Raw genomic sequence first — 18018 nt, 5'->3', positions numbered from 1 at the left:
TGTTAGTTACGCCAATCTGAACCGTTACTGAACAGCTGCCGGTGAACAGCAAGCCGTGAACAATAAGCGATAAATTGTACGCAATCGGGTTACTCGACACAACAGGCTTACCAGGTTGGGCGTTGTACCCTTTCAATTTGCAGCAAATACAGCGACAATGCACGGCAGAATCCGGGGAAAACCGATTGTGCAATGCTATTTAATATATTTTTGCTTTTGGCCGGTTTGCTATTTCTGGTTTGGAGCGCAGACAAATTTGTATACGGATCAAGCGCTTTAGCTAGAAATCTGGGACTCCCACCATTGTTGATTGGTTTGACGATTGTGGCAATGGGGAGTTCCGCGCCTGAAATGTTTGTGGCGGTAACGGCATCCTTGTCAGGTCGTCCAGACACGGCGATAGGTAATGTATTGGGCTCCAATGTTGCAAATATTGCGCTAATTCTCGGCATTACTGCATTATTCGGCGCAATTCGTGTCAGTTCCCAAACCCTGTTCCGGGAAATTCCGCTGATGCTAATTGCCACACTAGTGGCAGGCTACTGCCTACATGATCAGCAGTTCAGTCGCGCAGAGGCCTTGTTGCTGCTACTGCTGTTTATTGGCTTGATGGGGTACCTCATCTGGCATGCCATCGCTAACCGAGCCAAAGATCGTCTGGCGGATGAAGCCGAACAAGATATTCCGCGAGATGTTGCCACTTGGAAAGCGTTGTTCTGGATTGCCGTAGGCATAATCTTATTGCCCATATCAGCCAACTGGATGGTAGACGGCGCCGCGGGTATTGCGCAGTACTTCGGGCTGTCAGATCTGGTGATTGGCCTGACAATTATTGCCGTTGGTACCAGCCTGCCTGAATTAGCAGCCTGTATCATGGGGGTGCTGCGGCGAGAAGAGGACTTGGCAATAGGCAATATTGTTGGCTCCAACCTGTTCAATATACTCGCCGTATTGGCAATTCCTGGATTGATTGCACCTGGAACAGTAGACGCGGCCGCTGCCAGCCGAGATTTTTACATGGTCTTAGCAACCAGTACCGCCTTGGCATTGTTCATTCTGCTGAGCGGCAGAAAACACCGCTCACTTAGACGGTGGCATGGCGTAGTGTTATTGATCACTTTTGTGTGCTATCAGATTAGCCTGTTTGAGCATCATCAATAAGCGCCAAACAGATGGAAGAGAGAAAGATATGACAGATGCAAATCAGATGCGTACGTGGGGACGCAAAGTCATTGATATCGAAATGCAAGCGTTGGACAACTTGTACCAATATGTAGATTCGCCTGAATTTGCCGAAGCTTGCGAAATGATTTATCGCTGTAGCGGCAAGATCATCGTCATGGGTATGGGCAAGTCAGGCCATATTGGCAATAAGATCTCAGCCACACTAGCCAGCACGGGGACACCCGCCTTTTTTGTGCATCCAGGCGAAGCCAGTCACGGTGATCTTGGAGTAATCAGCCATAATGACATTGTGCTAGCAATATCCAATTCTGGGGAATCCCACGAGATCCTGACACTGATGCCTGTCATTAAACGTCAGGGGATCCCTGTGATCAGCATGACCGGCAATCCTGAATCCACGATGGCAAAACTCGCACAACTGCATTTGTGTATCAAAGTGCCAGAAGAGGCCTGTCCACTTGGACTGGCACCGACATCCAGCACTACCGCAACGCTGGTGATGGGCGATGCCATCGCGATAGCGCTGTTACAAGCCAAAGGTTTTACCAAAGATGATTTTGCCTTGTCGCATCCAGGAGGCGCACTTGGCCGCAAACTGCTGCTGAAAGTCGAGAATGTGATGCACAAAGATCAGGATATTCCGCTAGTTCATCATGATATTTGCATTACCGATGCCTTGTACGAAATCTCTAAAAAAGGGCTTGGCATGACCGCTGTGGTGGATGCCGATAATAAACTGGTGGGAATTTTTACCGATGGCGACTTACGACGGGTTATCGATGCAGATGTCAATCTGCGTACAACCCGCATTGCTGATGTGATGACTCGCAACTGCATCACTGTCAAAGCCAATATTCTTGCCGCAGAGGCGTTAAAAGTCATGGACGATCGCAGCATCAATGGGCTGATTGTTGTTGATGCCGATAACCGCCCAGTAGGCGCACTCAACATGTTGGATATGGTGAACGCGGGAGTTATGTAATGAGTCGTGACAGTTTCTATGGACCAGTCTCTGAGACGGTATGGCAAGCGGCCCGCCAGATCCGGTTACTGATCTGCGATGTCGACGGCGTATTCTCTGACGGACGCATCTATTTGGGAAATCATGGTGAAGAACTCAAAGCTTTTCACACCCGAGATGGTTATGGTGTGAAAGCCTTATTAAATGCTGACATCCAGGTTGCCGTGATTACCGGGCGCCAATCACAGATTGTAGAAACGCGTATGATGGCTTTGGGAATACCTCATATATTTCAGGGTATTGATAATAAGCTGGCACCTTTTGAGTGGTTATTACAACACTATCAACTGCAACCACAGCAGGTGGCCTACATTGGAGATGATATGGTTGACTTACCCGTGATGCAGCGGGTAGGACTCAGTGTCTGCGTCGCGGATGGTCACCCCAGAGTCAGACAACTGGCACATCTAGTAACGTCTCTTAATGGTGGTCATGGTGCTCTGCGGGAACTAGCTGATTTACTACTATTGAGCCAAGATAAAATTGATTCGGCACACGGCATGAGTATATGAACAGAGTCACATTGGCAATTATTGCTTTTTTTACCGCTGCCCTGATCTTGTACTGGCAAGTTCAGAATAAGCGTAATACCGACGCGGGTCTGCAGAACTCTGATGTGGTACGTCCTGATTACGTTGCCGATGATTTACACAGTGTCAGTTATGATGAAAACGGCATGATCTCTAGTCGGGTGTCAGCCAAACACATGGAACACTACGAACAGGACGATCGCACCGTTTTTAGCAGCCCAGTGTACTGGATCTTTCCCGATAAAGGTCAGGCTGAATGGCGCATGACCGCAGAACAGGGACTACTGGACAAACGCAGCAACAAAGTGGTTCTGGAAAATAATGTTATTATTGATGCCATTAGTCCCACAGAGCCCATACAGTCTATCAGCACCAGTTATCTGGAATTAAATCTTAGTAATATGATTATGACCTCAGATAAAAATATACTGGTCAAGGGACAGGATTTTGATATTACAGGTCAGGGGCTGTACGCCGACCTCAACGCTCAGCAAGTGAAACTGCTTAGTCAAGTAAAAGGAACCTATGAAACCAAATAAGCTTTTTTTCGGTGCACTCCTGTGCCTCACCAGTCTGGCAGCATCCGCCGTAGATAAAGATCTGTTGCAGCAGGTGAAGATTTCTGCAGATTCGCAGGATGCCGACATCAAAAACAAGCAGGTCGTTTATAGCGGACATGTGATCGTCACGCAGGGTTCGATGAAGCTTACCGCCCAGGAACTTAACGCATCCAGTACCGATAAAGACGGCGAGCGGGTGTTGGTTGCCAAAGGATCTCCAGCGACTTTTCGCCAGAAACTGGAAGATGGCCGCATTGCGAACGCCAGCGCCAACGAGATCCACTACAACATCAACAAACGTATTCTGACACTCATTGGAAAAGCGAGGGTGGAACAGGACGGCAGTCTGTCTACTGCAGAAAAAATCGTTTATGACCTAGAAAACCAGCAACTGCAAGCTACCAGTAGTGGTCAAGGTGAAGATCGGGTTACCACGGTAATTCAGCCGGAAAATTACCAGCAAGATATCAAAAAGGAACCCAAGCAGGAGCAGCAATGAGCACTACCCTGACCGCCCAGAATCTCGCAAAAAGCTATAAAAAAAGAATGGTCGTGAAGGACGTCAGTCTGTCGGTGAAAACTGGGCAGATTGTCGGATTACTCGGCCCCAACGGCGCAGGCAAGACCACTACGTTCTATATGGTCGTAGGACTCATTCAGAGCGATAAAGGGCGGATCTTCATCGACGATGATGAGCTGACCATGGATCCCATGCATCTGCGTGCCCGCAAAGGCATCGGTTATTTGCCGCAAGAAGCCAGTATTTTCCGTAAACTCACGGTGCGAGATAACATCATGGCAGTACTACAGATCCGCAAGGGTCTGGATCGTGATGGCCGTGAAGAGCAGTTGGAACAGTTGCTCGAAGAGTTCCATATCACTCATATTCGCGACAGTTTTGGGATGTCACTATCCGGCGGTGAAAGACGCCGGGTTGAAATAGCCAGAGCCCTAGCGGCGGATCCAAAATTTATTTTGCTGGACGAACCCTTTGCGGGCGTGGATCCCATATCGGTCATCGATATCAAAAAAATTATTGAACAGCTGCGTTCCCGCGGACTGGGAGTGCTGATTACCGACCATAATGTGCGTGAAACACTTGATGTGTGTGAGCGCGCCTACATCGTTAGTCACGGTCAGTTGATCGCAGAAGGCTCCCCTGCTGAAATCCTCGATAATCAACAAGTACGTGCAGTGTACTTAGGAGAGCAATTCAAGCTATAGTAACCACCTTTGGGTAGGCAATTCTAATTGTTAAAGACTGTAATTACTGGATTTTTTATTACACGATAGGATGTAGGAGTAAGCGGTAACATGAAAACGTCACTCCAGTTAAAGCTGGGTCAACAGCTGACTATGACACCACAACTGCAGCAGGCAATCCGTTTGCTGCAGTTGTCGTCGCTGGAGTTACAACAGGAAATTCAGCAGGCGCTGGAAGCCAATCCACTATTGGAAGTCAATGAAGATAGTCAATTAGCCGATGACGACAATGATGTGGATAATGATCTCGACACGCCAACCATCGACGTTCAAACGGAAGACAGTTCAACTATTGAGACTTCCGATGCGTTAACCAGCCAATCCCTGCCAGAAGAACTGCCAATGGACACCACTTGGGATGAAGTCTTTACCGCAGCACCTGCTGCCCCTGCGGGTCCTATCCGTGATGATGACACGCCATTTCAGGGAGAAACCTCCGAAGGATTACGTGAACATTTGGAATGGCAGAAAAACCTGACACCGTTTTCCGAAACCGACTCAGCCATTGCCACCGCCATTATTGAGGCCATTGATGATCAGGGTTATCTGACTCAAAGCACAGAAGAAATTCTGGAAGCCATGGGCAATCCTGAGATTGAATTGGACGAAGTAGAAGCCGTACTGAAACGCATTCAGCACTTTGACCCTGTGGGGGTTGCTGCTCGAGATTTACGGGAATGTTTGCTGATCCAGCTGTCACAGTTCAGTGAAGACACACCGCATTTAGAAAATGCCATCATGTTGCTGGAGCAACACCTCGATCTGATCGCCGCGAAAGATTATCGCACCTTGATGCGTAAAACACGCCTCAGAGAAGAAGATCTACGAGATGCCATCGTGTTGATCCAGACACTCAACCCTCGGCCCGGCCTGTTGGTACAGCCACAGGACGAGGAATATGTGATCCCGGATGTCAGCGTCTGGAAAAAGAATGGCCGCTGGATTGTCGAACTCAACCCAGATTGTATGCCCAAACTGAGTATTAATCAGCAATATGCCGCCATGGCGCGCAGTGTTCGCAGCCAGTCAGACAGCCAGTTTATCCGCGGACATTTGCAGGAAGCCAAATGGTTTATCAAGAGTTTGGAAAGCCGCAATGAAACCTTGCTGAAAGTTGCTAATTGTATCGTCCAGTTTCAACAAGGCTTCTTTGAATATGGTGAAGAAGCCATGAAACCAATGGTACTCAACGATATCGCCGAAGCGGTCGATATGCATGAATCGACGATTTCACGAGTGACGACGCAAAAATACATGCATACTCCTCGCGGTATTTTTGAACTGAAATATTTCTTTTCCAGCCATGTTGGCACCGATGATGGCGGCGAGTGTTCGTCAACCGCCATACGAGCCTTTATCAAGAAACTGGTCGCAGCAGAGAATCAGAAAAAGCCGCTCAGTGACAGCAAAATGGCACAGTTGCTGGCGGAACAGGGAATTAACGTGGCAAGACGGACCATTGCAAAGTATCGTGAAGCCATGCTGATCCCGCCCTCAAATCAGCGTAAGAGTTTGTAATTCCACAGTACCCCTATGGAGGACACCCCTATGCAAATCAACCTGGCAGGCCATCATATTGAGATCACCGATTCGTTGCGTAGCTACGTGGAGAGTAAATTTGCAAAACTTGAACGTCATTTCGAACAGATCAATAATGTGCATGTCGTACTCAATGTAGAAAAAGCTATACAAAGAGTCGAAGCCAAGCTACATCTGAACGGTGGCGAAGTGCACGGCACCGCAGAGCACACCGACATGTACGCAGCCATTGACGCTCTGATTGATAAATTGGATCGTCAGATCATTAAATACAAAGAAAAGCTGACAAAATACTCATGATGGAACTTAGTACCGTCCTGCGGCCGGAGTGTACCACCTGCGCCACACCCGGCAGCAAGAAAAAGGTATTGGAGCTCATCAGCGAACTCGCCGCAGCCCAGTATCCCAATCTGTCGTCCCAAGCCATTTTTGAAAGCCTGTTGGCCAGAGAAAAAATGGGAAGCACGGGCATAGGCAATGGCATAGCCATTCCTCATGGTCGTATGCCGGACATAACAACTCCGATTGCAGTGCTGGTGAAATGTAACGAGCCGATTGCTTTCGATGCCATTGATAACCAACCGGTCGATATCCTGTTTGCCCTAGTGGTGCCCGCAGATCAATGCCAGCAGCACCTGAGCACCTTATCGGCAATGGCTGAAAAACTCAGTGACAAGCAGATACTTAAGCAGTTGCGCAAGGCGACCACCAAAGAAGAATTGTATCAGGTGATCACCGGATGAAACTGGCCATCGTCTCCGGCCGCTCCGGCTCAGGAAAATCTGTAGCATTGCGAGTACTGGAAGACATGGGCTACTACTGCGTCGACAATTTGCCTTTACCCATGATTGGCAGTTTGCTGGATAATCTTCGTGGCAGTAATGAGTTGGTGGCTATTAGTGTCGATGTGCGGAATATGCCTAACCAGGATAAAGTGCTCGAGGGCCAGCTAGGAAAACTGCCCCAAGGCACTGAGGTCATCAGCTTTTTCCTGAATGCATCTGATAAAGTGCTGTTAAAACGCTATAGCGAAACCCGGCGCCTGCATCCATTATCTAAAAGTAAAATTTCGCTAAAAGATGCTATCGAGCAGGAAGGTAAACTACTCGCCCCGCTGTCACAACTGATGGATCATTACATAGATACCTCCACGCTGAATATCTATGAACTAAGTGACACAGTGCGGGAGATTTTACTGGGAAGTGCCACCAAAGAACTGGTGATCAACTTCGAATCCTTTGGATTTAAGCATGGGTTGCCCGCAGAAGCCGATTTCGTATTTGATGCACGTTTTTTACCTAATCCCCACTGGGAGCCTCAGCTCAGACCACTGACTGGGTTGGATGAACCGGTACGTGAGTTTCTCAACCGCCAACCGCTAGTAAATAAGTTTATCTGGCAAATAGAAAACTTGCTCGATACATGGTTACCCCATCTGGAACGCAATAACCGCAGTTACCTTACCGTAGCCATTGGTTGCACCGGCGGACAACACCGCTCCGTTTATGTAGCAGAGCAACTTGCAAAGCGTTTCAGCAACAGTAAGCATAAAGTTCAGGCACGCCACCGGGAACTCGAACATGGCAAGAATTGAGCGAGAAATCACCATTCTCAATAAGCTGGGATTACATGCCAGAGCGGCGACAAAACTGGCCATACTCGCCAATGAGTTTGACGCTAATATCTTTCTGATCCAAGGTGAAAAAAAAGCTTCTGCAGCAAGCGTGCTCGGGTTACTGATGCTGGAAACCGGCATGGGTAAAAAAATCCGACTAATTGCGGATGGTCCTGATGCAGAACCAGCAATGGAAGCCATCTGCAATCTGATCAATGCCCGCTTCGATGAAGCCAGTTAACCGTTTTTCGCCCCGCCAAATCTCTACGTCAAAATAAACGTGATTCCATCATTCAACAAAGGCTAAGAAGGTGCATGACACTCAGCCATAGTGATGACCTGAGTATCGAGCAAATCTAACTAGCAAACGGCACTGTGATATTGGAAAAAAGGCCGCATAATGCGGCCTTGGCAGGATATCGATATTACTGTGCTAGTGGACTTAACACAATTTCCACTCGACGATTCTGGGCTCTGCCAGCAGCATTGCTGTTACTGGCAATCGGATTGCTTTCTCCTGCCCCCCGCGTCACCACACGCTGACCTGCAACGCCTTTCTGGATTAGATAGTTACCTACAGAAGAAGCGCGCACCTGCGACAGGCGCAAATTATAAGATTCAGAACCCGTGCTATCGGTATAACCAATAATATTCAGTTGAGTTTTGGGGTATTCTTTAGCCACCAACGCTACACTGTCCAGCACCTGCATGGCTCCGCCGCTCAGATCTGTTTTGTCCACTTGGAAGGTAATCTCATTTGGCATATTCAAAATAATGTTATCACCGGAGCGGGTTACACTAACACCTGAGGCGGATAACTGCTGACGCAGCTTAGCTTCCTGCACATCCATATAGTAACCAACGCCGCCACCGACTGCGGCTCCAGAAGCAGCGCCAATCAATGCACCTTTACCTCGATCATGTTTACTGGAAGTCGCAACACCAACAAGGGCACCAGCAGCAGCACCAATCAGTGCCCCACTCGTTGCTTTAGAGGTCTGTTGTTCATTGGTATAAGGGTTAACGGTTGTACAACCGGCGGCGAAAAACATTATCAATGCAGCAGAAGTCAACGGCATCATAACCTTGTTCATGGTGGGTTCTCCTTAGTCTCGCCGTGAATAATTATGGCATCAGTATATAACCATCCACCGGCAAAACAACGGCGTAGCGAATGCTGATCTGTATAATTTGCAGCTTATTCAGGCTCGATTCAGTTCCTCATAACCTATATTTCTGCCTTTTTGGCAAAGGTTACGCACCAAATAGGTGCATCACGCACATTCATGGTACGACCTCAAATTTTCGCATTTTCGCAGAAAATCAGTATCTATATGATTTTAAATAATAAAAAATATTTAAAAAAATTGGCACAGTTCTTACATACATAGAAAGTAGTATTCCGACACAGCAGGAGGTAAGGATGAAAATCATTTATCAGTTTTTCCACAGCTGGCGGCAACACTGGCAAAGCTATAAACACCTTGGCATTAGCCAGTGGGATATTGAGTAACAAATTCAGCAGTATAACGAGGTAATTCAGGAGGTGAAGATGGAAATGACAGATACCCTTCGGCATCAGGCAGTCATCGAAGTCACCCATAATGGGCGGTTGCTGTTTGATGTGGCCCGTCAATATGGACTCCCGACCAAAACTTTATATATGTGGGTACGTCAGAGTCAGCAAGCAACCGATACATCAACGCCATGGCTCTATGTATCCAATGTGATGTCACAGCTGAAAGCTAGGTATTTTAACTAACGGTTTCGACAAGTTTGAACTGAACTAATAACAGTTATCGCCCCCAACGATAGAAAAAGTGTGCTCCCCAAATTTTGCGCTTTTCTAGGTTCATTCTTGTCATTTTTATTCGATACCAGTTGCAGGAGCTAACTGGTGGCAACGCAAGGAAGCGGTCTGCCAAGGTTTCGACCTGAGTGGGCTGAACAAAAATATTTGTTATCGCCCCCAACGATAGAAATGTGCAAATAATAAAAATAACGCGCGAATTCTAGGTTCACTCACGTCGTTTTTATTCACGCAGGCTCAACCTGTGTAGCTTATCTGGGCTAGTTTTAGCCGCGATAAGAAAGTTTGGGCAGAGTTAATAGGTGAGAGTGAAAATATCGCCCCCAACGATAACTAACTCATTAATAAAAATAAAATTATAGATTTTACCTATTATCTCTGCCGTTTTTATTCAACCCAACTCTACGACGAGATTGTGGTAACCAACATGACAGGAGCGGATCGGAAGTTTATCCGTATATACCGCACCAAAAACAATAAAATATGCAACCACATTCTGAAGGTTCGCTCCTGTCGCCTCATCAAAGTTACTCACGCCATGCCCGGGTCATCTCGCGTTTGCCCAAAGCGCCAGGATATGCTTTTACCGTAAACCCAACCGCTTTTAGGTCACGCTTAAACTGACCACTGGCACAATATGACACCAGCATTCCTTGAGCTTGTAACAGCTGATAGCATTTGGCCAGATTGTCCTGACACCAAACATCGGGCTGTTTATTCGGTGCAAAGGCATCAAAGTAGATCAGATTGAATTGTTGCGGAGATAACACGACATGCTCCAACCGCATGTGACATTTTGTCAACCAGAACCCGGGCAACAACTCACAGGCTTGTTCCCAAGGCGTGGAATGCAGCATGTCAAACAACGGTGCGTAAGATGGCGCAAGCAATTGCTGATAGTTGAGGCGATGAATCAAGTCCGGCGCCAACGGATAGGGTTCAATACTGACATAACGCACAGTTAATGGCGGTTTATTATCAGACTGACGCTGTTGATTAATTTCTTGAAAATGTCCCAACGTCAACAATGCGTTTAACCCGGTGCCAAAGCCCACTTCAAAAATAGACAATTCGGTAAATGTCTCAATGACAGCATCAAACCCTGCTGCTATATAAACATAGCGAGACTCGGCAATAGCACCTTTGTGTGAGTGGTAAGTCTCATTCAACTCGGCATTAAATAATGTATGGGACCCGTCATCGGTCACCTGCAAGGATACCCTTTCCATAACTACCAGAATGTTTTCGTTTTAATAGCTCAGATTATCCGGCTGGGTAGCACTGTGCTGCAAGAATTGTCTTAGATAATCAAGAATCACATATCGAACAAGCCACTTTTGACTACACTTTAATCAAAGTTAACCAATGCACTGTATTTACATATGAAATGTCTATGGCAATCGATGTTGATAGTGTGCTGCTGTCTCCTATCTCAGAGTATAACTGCTGGCACCACTATCCAGTTAGTCGCCGGAGAGAGAGAACCGTATATTGGTCAACGATTGCAGAATCAGGGGTATGTCAGTGAAGTAGTCACCCAAGCATTTGCCCTTTCTGGATATCAGGTAGAAATTACCTTTTACCCCTGGGCAAGAGCACTCGCACTCGCCACACAAGGACGAGTAGATGGCATAGTGCCGGTATACCAAGATACTGAACCCGGTACCCTATTGTTTTCAAATGCGTTTCCTGGCGATGCGTTAGGATTACTGAAGCATCGTGATGACCCTTTCCGTTATCCCACTTCACCGACCGACCAGCTAGAAAAAGCTTTGTCACCGTTGGCTCACAGCGTGGTGGGAGTAGTCAGAGGGGGACTGACGATCCCCCATTTCAATCAGTTGGTTGCGACGGAGTTTGCTACATCAGACCTGCAAAATCTGGATAAACTTTATCACGGACGAGTGCCATATATTCTCATTGATAAATATACGGCAGTAGATCTGATGGTTGGCCATCGACCTCAGTACATCGGTGAGTTGGAGTTTGTGCAACCGGCTCTAGTGGAAAAGAGTTTTCACGTTGCCTTCCCATTACAGTCAGCTCGTAGCGTAAAACTGCTCAAAGCTTTTAATCTTGGGCTGCAACAGATGCGCAAAGACGGTACCCTTTTTGCGTTAAGAGCGAAGCATGGATTACTGCTGAGTTCAGACGCTCAAACTCACAAGGTGAGGTTGACAATAGGCTCAGTGGATAACCCGGATATGCGCATCATGCAGCGTCTAGGTACCGTATTTGAGCAACAGCACCCAGATATTGAGCTCAATTGGGTATTTCTGGAAGAGAGTATCCTCAGACGACGTTTACTTGGCGACCTAGCAATTGCGGATGGCGTGTTTGATGTGATGACCATTGGTAACTTTGAGACGCCAATCTGGGCTCGTCGCCATTGGCTGAAACCGTTAAAGCAACTGCCACATAGCTATGATCTGAATGATATTTTACCGATGAACAGAGCAGCACTCTCGTTTCAGGGACAGCTATTTGCCCTACCGTTTTACGCAGAAAGTGCCATGACCTTTTATCGCAAAGACCTGTTTGCCAAAGCTGGGCTAACGATGCCGACACAGCCTACATTCGCCGACATCGAGACCTTAGCGGCAAAACTTCATGACCCGACCAACCAACTATACGGCATCTGTTTACGTGGTGAACCCGGTTGGGGTGGGAATATGGGACTGATCACCTCATGGGTACATGCTATGGGTGGACGCTGGTTTGACGAGCAATGGCAGCCACAGTTGTTATCTCGTCCATGGCAGCAGACATTGGAACTCTATCAGCGCTTACTAAGACAATATGGTCAACCTCATGCGACCCAAAGTGGTTTCATCGAAACACTACAACTGTTTGCCGAAGGGCATTGCGCTATCTGGGTGGACGCAACCGTTGCCGCAGGTTATCTATTTGATAAGCAGGTTTCTAACGTAGCAGAAACAACCGGATTTGCTTCTCAGCCGCAAGGGGAATTACCCTCACAATGGCTTTGGATCTGGGCGTTGGCAATACCTAACTCCTCAAAACAGCAACAAGCTGCACAACGTTTTATCGAATGGGCGACCTCCAAATCTTATGTGAAGTTGGTTGCGGACCATGAAGGTTGGGTCGCAGTACCACCCGGGACCCGCCTCTCAACCTACCAACATACCGAATATCAACAACAAGCGCCTTTTGCCTTAACGGTACTGCAAGCGTTACAACAGAATGGAGAAGAAAAAAGAACCCTGCAACCAGTGCCATACGCTGGCACCATTTTTGTTGGGATCCCCGAGTATGCGGCTTTTGGCACCAGCGTTGCCAATCGAGTGGCCGAAATCATTGACGGGAAACTGAGTGTTGATGCAGCGTTACAGCAGTCACAGGCAATAGTGCTAAAACAGATGCAACAATCTGGCTATATCAACATACATCAGGAAGATAATAACAAGCAACCATAACCCAATCACCTCCCGTCCACGTTCATGGCTTACGCTTAATCACCGTAGGTGCCCGCTTCTGAGGCTTTCTCAGCAATACCATCATGAGTAACATCAGTACACATAGGAACATCATTATTCGAAAGTCCTGCAGGTATCCCAGTAGCGATGCCTGATACGTCACTTCATTGTTGAGTTTGACCAAACCTATGGTCGTAGAGAGATCTGCTGCACCCACATGCGCAGCAGCCTGGAGCGCCTTATTAAAAGGAGTAATGTAATCAGCAAACGCGGCATGATTAATCTGGACCCGCTGAGACAGATAAGTCGTGACGGCGGAAATGCCGATGCTACTGCCAATATTTCGTATCAGGCTATAAAGCGCCGTTCCCTCATTACGGAACTGCGGTGCCAGCGTTGAAAAGCTGATGGTTGATAACGGAACAAATACCAGTCCCATCCCCAGACCTTGGATAACGCCGGTGTATATAACCTCCCAACGACTGACATCAATTGAGAAGCCCGTCATTTGCCACAACGATAGGATCATCAACAGCAACCCGATGACTATCAGATAACGTAAATCCACTTTATTTGCCAGCTTGCCCACCAGCATCATTCCAGCCATGGTGCCAAAACCGCGCGGCGTCAACAGCAATCCCACATCAATCACCGGGTACCCCATCAGGTTTTGCAGATAAGGAGGTAGCAGCGCCATCGTCGCTAGCAACACAATTCCGATAATAAATATAAAGAGTAACCCGATAACAAAGTTGCGATCGCGGAACATCTGCGGCTCAAGAAACGGTTGATTAGCGGTAAACATGTGCACGATGAACATATACATGGTCAGCGCAGCCAAAATGGCTTCCACCATAATCTCCATGCTAGCAAACCAGTTTTGTGACTCGCCACGGTCCAAAAACAGTTGCAGGCTACCAATAGCGATTGCCAACAACATAAAGCCAAACAGGTCAAACTTACGCTTGGGATCTAATGGTGTTTCCTTAACAAAAGTAGCGATGCCCAACCAAGCCAGCACCCCAAACGGAATATTAATATAAAACACCCAACGCCAGTTATAGTACTCCGTTAGCCAGCCACCTAAGGACGGTCCAAGAATCGGCCCGACCATTACTCCTACCCCCCACATTGCCATGGCTGAACCATGCTGCTCCGTAGGATAGGTATCCAGTAGAACCGATTGTGACAACGGTACTAGGCTGGCACCGAAAATACCTTGTAGCAGGCGAAAGATCACTATCTGATCCAGTGTTTGCGCCGCACCACATAACGCGGATGTGATGGTAAAGCCAACCACTGACCACAAAAACAGCTGTTTTCGTCCAATACGAGCGGAAATAAAACCGGTCATAGGCATAGCGATTGCAGCCGCCACGATATAGGAAGTCAGCACCCAAGAAACTTGATCCTGAGTCGCGCCCATTGCTCCCTGCATATGGGGCAATGCCACATTCGCGATTGTGGTATCAAGGGCCTGCATGATAGTGGCCAGCATCACCGATAAGGTCACCAAGCCACGGCTTACCCCTTGGTTTTCTCTCTGAGTCACACGCAATCCTCAAGTCAGAATGCCAAGTGGCGCTGGTGGTGAGTATCTATGGTAACAACGGCGCTGAGGCCTGCGCGTAATTTAGGGGCTCCGGGCAAAGGGTCAATATGGATACGGATGGGTAGTCGCTGACTGATTTTCACCCAGTTGCCGGTGGCATTTTGGGCGGGGATGACCGAAAACTCCGAGCCAGTGGCAGGACTAAGGCTGCTTACGGTGCCATGCCAAGTGTAATCTGGTTGATAATCCACATTGATTGCAACATTCTGGCCGACGCGAACATAGGTGAGATCCTTTTCAGTGTAGTTAGCTTCCACCCACAAATTATCGTCAGCAACTAGCATCATCGCGCTGCTGCCGGGGTTCACATACTCCCCCTTTTCCAGCACGTTCGTCACAATGCCACTCGATGGCGCATAGATATCAACATGTTGAAGATCATTACGCGCTTTTTCTAAAGACGCTTGTGCTTTTTTATACTTAGCATTCTGCGCTATCGGAGCGTTGACATCGCCTCCCAGCCCTTCGGCCGCCAGTTTCAGTTCGGTATACAAAGATTCAATCTGCAACTGTTGCTGTTCAGTATCTTGCCTGGCCGCATCGTAATCAGAGTCGGAGATATAGTGCTGCTTCAGCAAATTCTGTTTGCGCTGTTGTTCCCGCAACAGGTACTGATATTGATTCTTAGCGGCGGCAATACTTGCCAACTTGGTTTGCACATTGGCCTTCAGCACCTTTAGCAAGTTAACAGTGTCGCTAAGATTCGCTTCCGCTTCCGCCAGCGCTATCTGATAAGGCTTTGGATCAAGCTGAAATAGCAACTGACCGGTTTTCACCTGTTGGTTATCTCTCACTAGAACGTTAATAACTTTGCCAGAAATTTCGCTGCTGATCAGTGTCTTATCAGCTTTCACATAGGCGTTATCAGTTTCGACATAACGTCCGCCATGGAGATACATAGCCAATGCGGCACCGACCAACAATACTGGCATCACAAACAGCATTACGATGCGTTTGCGCTGACGACCAGCACGGTGAACATGAGAATTTTCCTGGAGATGAGTGTCTGCCGCAGACATAAATATACCCTGATTATTCTTTTGATAAGTTATTGTGGATGGATTGCAAAACCAGCATGAAATTATCTATCTGCTCTTCAGATAAACCGGCAAGAGCATGCCCCCAGACCTCCTGGGACGCTTGCAGAACCTTATCCTGTATCGGTTTGGCATTAGCCGTGGTATGAATTAAGTGAGCCCTGCGATCAATGGGATCCCGTTTTCTAACCAAAAAGCCTGCTGCCACTAATTGATCAATGACTCTAACCAGCGTCATCGGCTTGATTTCCAAGCGCTCAGCCAATTCAACCTGACGAATTCCTTCATTTACGGAGACACACTTCAACGCTCGAGTTTGCGCCAGCGTAAGGCCACTTAGTTCTGAACGTTTTTGAAACGTTCTGCGAAGCAGACGCATAACATCGGCCATCAGATAGCCAATACTTTGTTGAGGCATAGATGTGACTCCGACGATTATCACAACGAAGAGAAGAAAGGCGTGAATAATAAGCAATACTTATTATCTGTCAAGCTAACTAATATAATGACTGCAACAATCGCCTACTCTATCAGTGACAATCTGTGTTCATCACTGTCATGTAAACAGTTGCGAATTTAGTAGATTCGGGGAGCCCTGCTTAGAGTAAGTATTCATAAAATTTCAGCACAGCTAAATAACTGACCCTAATTCTGCTACAGCTCTGCCAGTCCATGTTGTTCCCGGGATAGGGTGAAGCGGTTTCCATAAATCGCTTCACCCTTTGTAGTAACTGCCACATCTGCGAACATTTATGATTACGTGTCACCGTTTCATGAAGTGCATGCCCAGCTTCTCAATCTTATTCACCCAAGGACTATAAACAGGCTGAAACAATAGCGTGAACTTGCGATTTTTACTTAGCCAAGCCTGCACTTTTTTACTCTTGTGAATGATGTAATTATCCACGATTAACGTGATGGTTTTCGCTTTGCGATAGCGCTGCCGAAGCAATTCCATCAGCTTGATAAACAACGCCGAAGATTTTGAGTCACTGCCGACATATTTCACTGTGCCAGTGCTGGTATGTAAGGCGCCCACAAGATAATATGTTCCGTTACACTCAGGAGTTGCCACTAACCGTTGTTTCCCTCGAAAGCCCCAGTCTGCACCTATCTTCGGATTTAAATGGATATCCACCGTCTTCATAGAAGACGGGATTATCGGCATTACAGTTATCCAACGCGGCTTTAATCGCCGCTAACTTTTCGCCCTTATGTGGGTCACAAATTCCGAGTATCGGAGCTGCCCGACGACATACTATCCCGAGTTCGGGCATCCATCGATGTAACGTCGAACTATGAATATGAATTCCTGCATGTTTTTGTAATACTTTGGCGAGCAATTCGGTACTCCAACGACTACGCTGATAGCCTAAATCTTGTAGTGAGCAAGGGATTAAAAAATGCAGCATCTTCACTATGGCATCGCCGGGTAAGTATGGAGGTTTACCAAGCTCGGCATCTTTCAATCCGTTTATCCCCTGTTCGTTATACTTGCGACACCAGCGATTTACGGAAGAACGAGCAGCGCTAAGCAAGCTCGCGACTTTCTGTCGGGATAGTCCTTAATGTACAAGTAACGTAGCATTTGCTCGACGGCTGAAACGTTTATCTTTGCTTCGCTGGACGATTTTCTCTAATCGGCGTCGCTCGGCACGATCAATGTTATTCTGTTCATACTCAGTGTGGATGTGTATTAGTGGCCGTTCGGCGACTGATCTGATCGCTCATTTCACACTGAGTTTCCTTTTCGGGTGATCTACACTTCAGAACAGTTATTTAGTATCACTAAAATAAGCAGGGTGGGATCATACTTTGTTAACAGCATGGAACTTATCAGTATCAGCATGATCTGATCAGGCATGTTATTCTACTCAGCCTAATCCATGTCCTTGTTTGACCATTTGAAACTCATTGAAGACCCACGTTCATATATCAACTTGGAACATAATTTGGTTGATATCATTTTCCTCGTTTTAGCCGCAACCGCTTCCGGTTGTCACGGATGGCTTGAGATTGAGGAGTTTGGTCATGAGCACTTGTCATGGCTCCAGAAACATCGGCCTTTCGCAAAAGGAATACCCACTCGGCACTCTATTGCGCGGATCATTAAAGCAATCGATGTTGAGATGATGGTACTGGCATTGTTTCGCTGGACCAATAGTTTGAGAGCCTCTGCCGGTAAACCGTTAATCGCCATTGACGGAAAAACCCTTCGTGGCGCAGTTAATCGAAACGGTACGGAACAAGCGTTACACCTCGTCTCAGCATTTGATACCGAGCTAGGGTCGGAGCACACTTTGAGCAATTTCTAACCAAAGAACACTTTTTCACGGTAGTCATCGCTCCAGCTAGCTTGTTTTAGTTTGTTCCGCTGGCTCGGTGAGCCGCAATCACACTGCCGCAGTA

The 18018-nt window shown here is 47.3% G+C and carries 18 protein-coding genes and 2 pseudogenes; 14 read left to right on the top strand and 6 right to left on the bottom strand.

From position 1 onward, the window contains the following. Positions 1 to 192 precede the first annotated feature (192 nt). The 11 genes from IE064_RS05050 (at position 193) to IE064_RS05000 (ending at position 7954) form a co-directional block, all read left to right on the top strand. Positions 193 to 1161 carry a calcium/sodium antiporter gene (locus IE064_RS05050; protein WP_189616915.1) on the top strand — a complete coding sequence of 323 codons (969 nt, stop codon included), beginning with the start codon at positions 193 to 195 and terminating at the stop codon, positions 1159 to 1161. A 28-nt stretch (positions 1162 to 1189) separates the two neighbouring features. Beyond that, on the top strand, positions 1190 to 2167 hold the full coding sequence (locus IE064_RS05045) for a KpsF/GutQ family sugar-phosphate isomerase (RefSeq protein ID WP_189616914.1): 978 nt from the start codon (positions 1190 to 1192) through the stop codon (positions 2165 to 2167). Further along, positions 2167 to 2718 (top strand): 3-deoxy-manno-octulosonate-8-phosphatase KdsC, encoded by a 552-nt coding sequence (gene kdsC, locus IE064_RS05040; RefSeq protein WP_189616913.1) that lies wholly within the window; start codon positions 2167 to 2169, stop codon positions 2716 to 2718. The genes IE064_RS05045 and kdsC overlap by 1 nt, the downstream gene beginning before the upstream one ends. Beyond that, a complete protein-coding gene (gene lptC, locus IE064_RS05035) occupies positions 2715 to 3275 on the top strand; it encodes an LPS export ABC transporter periplasmic protein LptC (protein ID WP_189616912.1) in 561 nt (186 codons plus the stop codon). The genes kdsC and lptC overlap by 4 nt, the downstream gene beginning before the upstream one ends. After that, positions 3262 to 3795: a lipopolysaccharide transport periplasmic protein LptA gene (gene lptA, locus IE064_RS05030; protein WP_189616911.1), complete on the top strand. Its 534-nt coding sequence runs from the start codon at positions 3262 to 3264 to the stop codon at positions 3793 to 3795. Before lptC ends, lptA begins: the two co-directional genes overlap by 14 nt. After that, entirely contained in the window at positions 3792 to 4520 is a 729-nt protein-coding gene (lptB, locus tag IE064_RS05025; protein ID WP_189616910.1) for an LPS export ABC transporter ATP-binding protein, read from the top strand. The genes lptA and lptB overlap by 4 nt, the downstream gene beginning before the upstream one ends. 90 nt (positions 4521 to 4610) lie before the next feature. After that, positions 4611 to 6077, top strand: a complete 1467-nt coding sequence (locus IE064_RS05020; protein WP_189616909.1) for an RNA polymerase factor sigma-54 — start codon at positions 4611 to 4613, stop codon at positions 6075 to 6077. A gap of 30 nt (positions 6078 to 6107) precedes the next feature. Continuing rightward, on the top strand, positions 6108 to 6398 hold the full coding sequence (gene hpf / locus IE064_RS05015) for a ribosome hibernation promoting factor (protein ID WP_133037335.1): 291 nt from the start codon (positions 6108 to 6110) through the stop codon (positions 6396 to 6398). After that, entirely contained in the window at positions 6398 to 6841 is a 444-nt protein-coding gene (gene ptsN, locus IE064_RS05010) for a PTS IIA-like nitrogen regulatory protein PtsN (protein WP_133037516.1), read from the top strand. Before hpf ends, ptsN begins: the two co-directional genes overlap by 1 nt. Further along, complete coding sequence (gene rapZ / locus IE064_RS05005) at positions 6838 to 7692, top strand: RNase adapter RapZ (RefSeq protein WP_189616908.1); 855 nt, start codon at positions 6838 to 6840, stop codon at positions 7690 to 7692. Before ptsN ends, rapZ begins: the two co-directional genes overlap by 4 nt. Continuing rightward, positions 7679 to 7954 carry an HPr family phosphocarrier protein gene (locus IE064_RS05000; RefSeq protein ID WP_133037337.1) on the top strand — a complete coding sequence of 92 codons (276 nt, stop codon included), beginning with the start codon at positions 7679 to 7681 and terminating at the stop codon, positions 7952 to 7954. Before rapZ ends, IE064_RS05000 begins: the two co-directional genes overlap by 14 nt. 184 nt (positions 7955 to 8138) lie before the next feature. Here IE064_RS05000 and IE064_RS04995 read toward each other — a convergent pair whose 3' ends face one another. Continuing rightward, positions 8139 to 8807, bottom strand: a complete 669-nt coding sequence (locus IE064_RS04995) for a YiaD family glycine zipper/OmpA-like lipoprotein (protein WP_133037338.1) — start codon at positions 8805 to 8807, stop codon at positions 8139 to 8141. A gap of 458 nt (positions 8808 to 9265) precedes the next feature. Between IE064_RS04995 and IE064_RS04990 the strand changes: the two genes are divergently transcribed. Beyond that, positions 9266 to 9475 carry a transposase gene (locus IE064_RS04990; protein ID WP_189616907.1) on the top strand — a complete coding sequence of 70 codons (210 nt, stop codon included), beginning with the start codon at positions 9266 to 9268 and terminating at the stop codon, positions 9473 to 9475. Positions 9476 to 10050: 575 nt separating this feature from the next. On the opposite strand, the gene mnmC2 is transcribed toward IE064_RS04990, so the two are convergent. Beyond that, positions 10051 to 10752: a tRNA (5-methylaminomethyl-2-thiouridine)(34)-methyltransferase MnmC2 gene (gene mnmC2 / locus IE064_RS04985; protein WP_189616906.1), complete on the bottom strand. Its 702-nt coding sequence runs from the start codon at positions 10750 to 10752 to the stop codon at positions 10051 to 10053. A gap of 153 nt (positions 10753 to 10905) precedes the next feature. Here mnmC2 and IE064_RS04980 point away from each other — a divergent pair, with 153 nt between their 5' ends. Beyond that, positions 10906 to 12960, top strand: a complete 2055-nt coding sequence (locus IE064_RS04980; protein ID WP_189616905.1) for an extracellular solute-binding protein — start codon at positions 10906 to 10908, stop codon at positions 12958 to 12960. A gap of 22 nt (positions 12961 to 12982) precedes the next feature. On the opposite strand, the gene IE064_RS04975 is transcribed toward IE064_RS04980, so the two are convergent. The 4 genes and pseudogenes from IE064_RS04975 to IE064_RS04960 form a co-directional block, all read right to left on the bottom strand. Next, a complete protein-coding gene (locus IE064_RS04975) occupies positions 12983 to 14512 on the bottom strand; it encodes a DHA2 family efflux MFS transporter permease subunit (protein WP_268244734.1) in 1530 nt (509 codons plus the stop codon). Between the two features lie 14 nt (positions 14513 to 14526). Further along, complete coding sequence (locus IE064_RS04970; protein WP_189616904.1) at positions 14527 to 15591, bottom strand: HlyD family secretion protein; 1065 nt, start codon at positions 15589 to 15591, stop codon at positions 14527 to 14529. Between the two features lie 13 nt (positions 15592 to 15604). Next, positions 15605 to 16027: a MarR family winged helix-turn-helix transcriptional regulator gene (locus IE064_RS04965; RefSeq protein WP_189616903.1), complete on the bottom strand. Its 423-nt coding sequence runs from the start codon at positions 16025 to 16027 to the stop codon at positions 15605 to 15607. Positions 16028 to 16263: 236 nt separating this feature from the next. Beyond that, positions 16264 to 17273 (bottom strand): annotated as a pseudogene (locus IE064_RS04960) (IS630 family transposase). Positions 17274 to 17495: 222 nt separating this feature from the next. Here IE064_RS04960 and IE064_RS04955 point away from each other — a divergent pair. After that, positions 17496 to 17897: pseudogene (locus IE064_RS04955) on the top strand (ISAs1 family transposase); the annotation flags it as partial. Positions 17898 to 18018 lie beyond the last annotated feature (121 nt).

This window comes from Shewanella fodinae (genome assembly GCF_014651955.1).
In the GTDB taxonomy this organism is placed as follows: domain Bacteria; phylum Pseudomonadota; class Gammaproteobacteria; order Enterobacterales; family Shewanellaceae; genus Shewanella; species Shewanella fodinae.
This window is presented reverse-complemented; position numbering and strand designations above follow the sequence as displayed.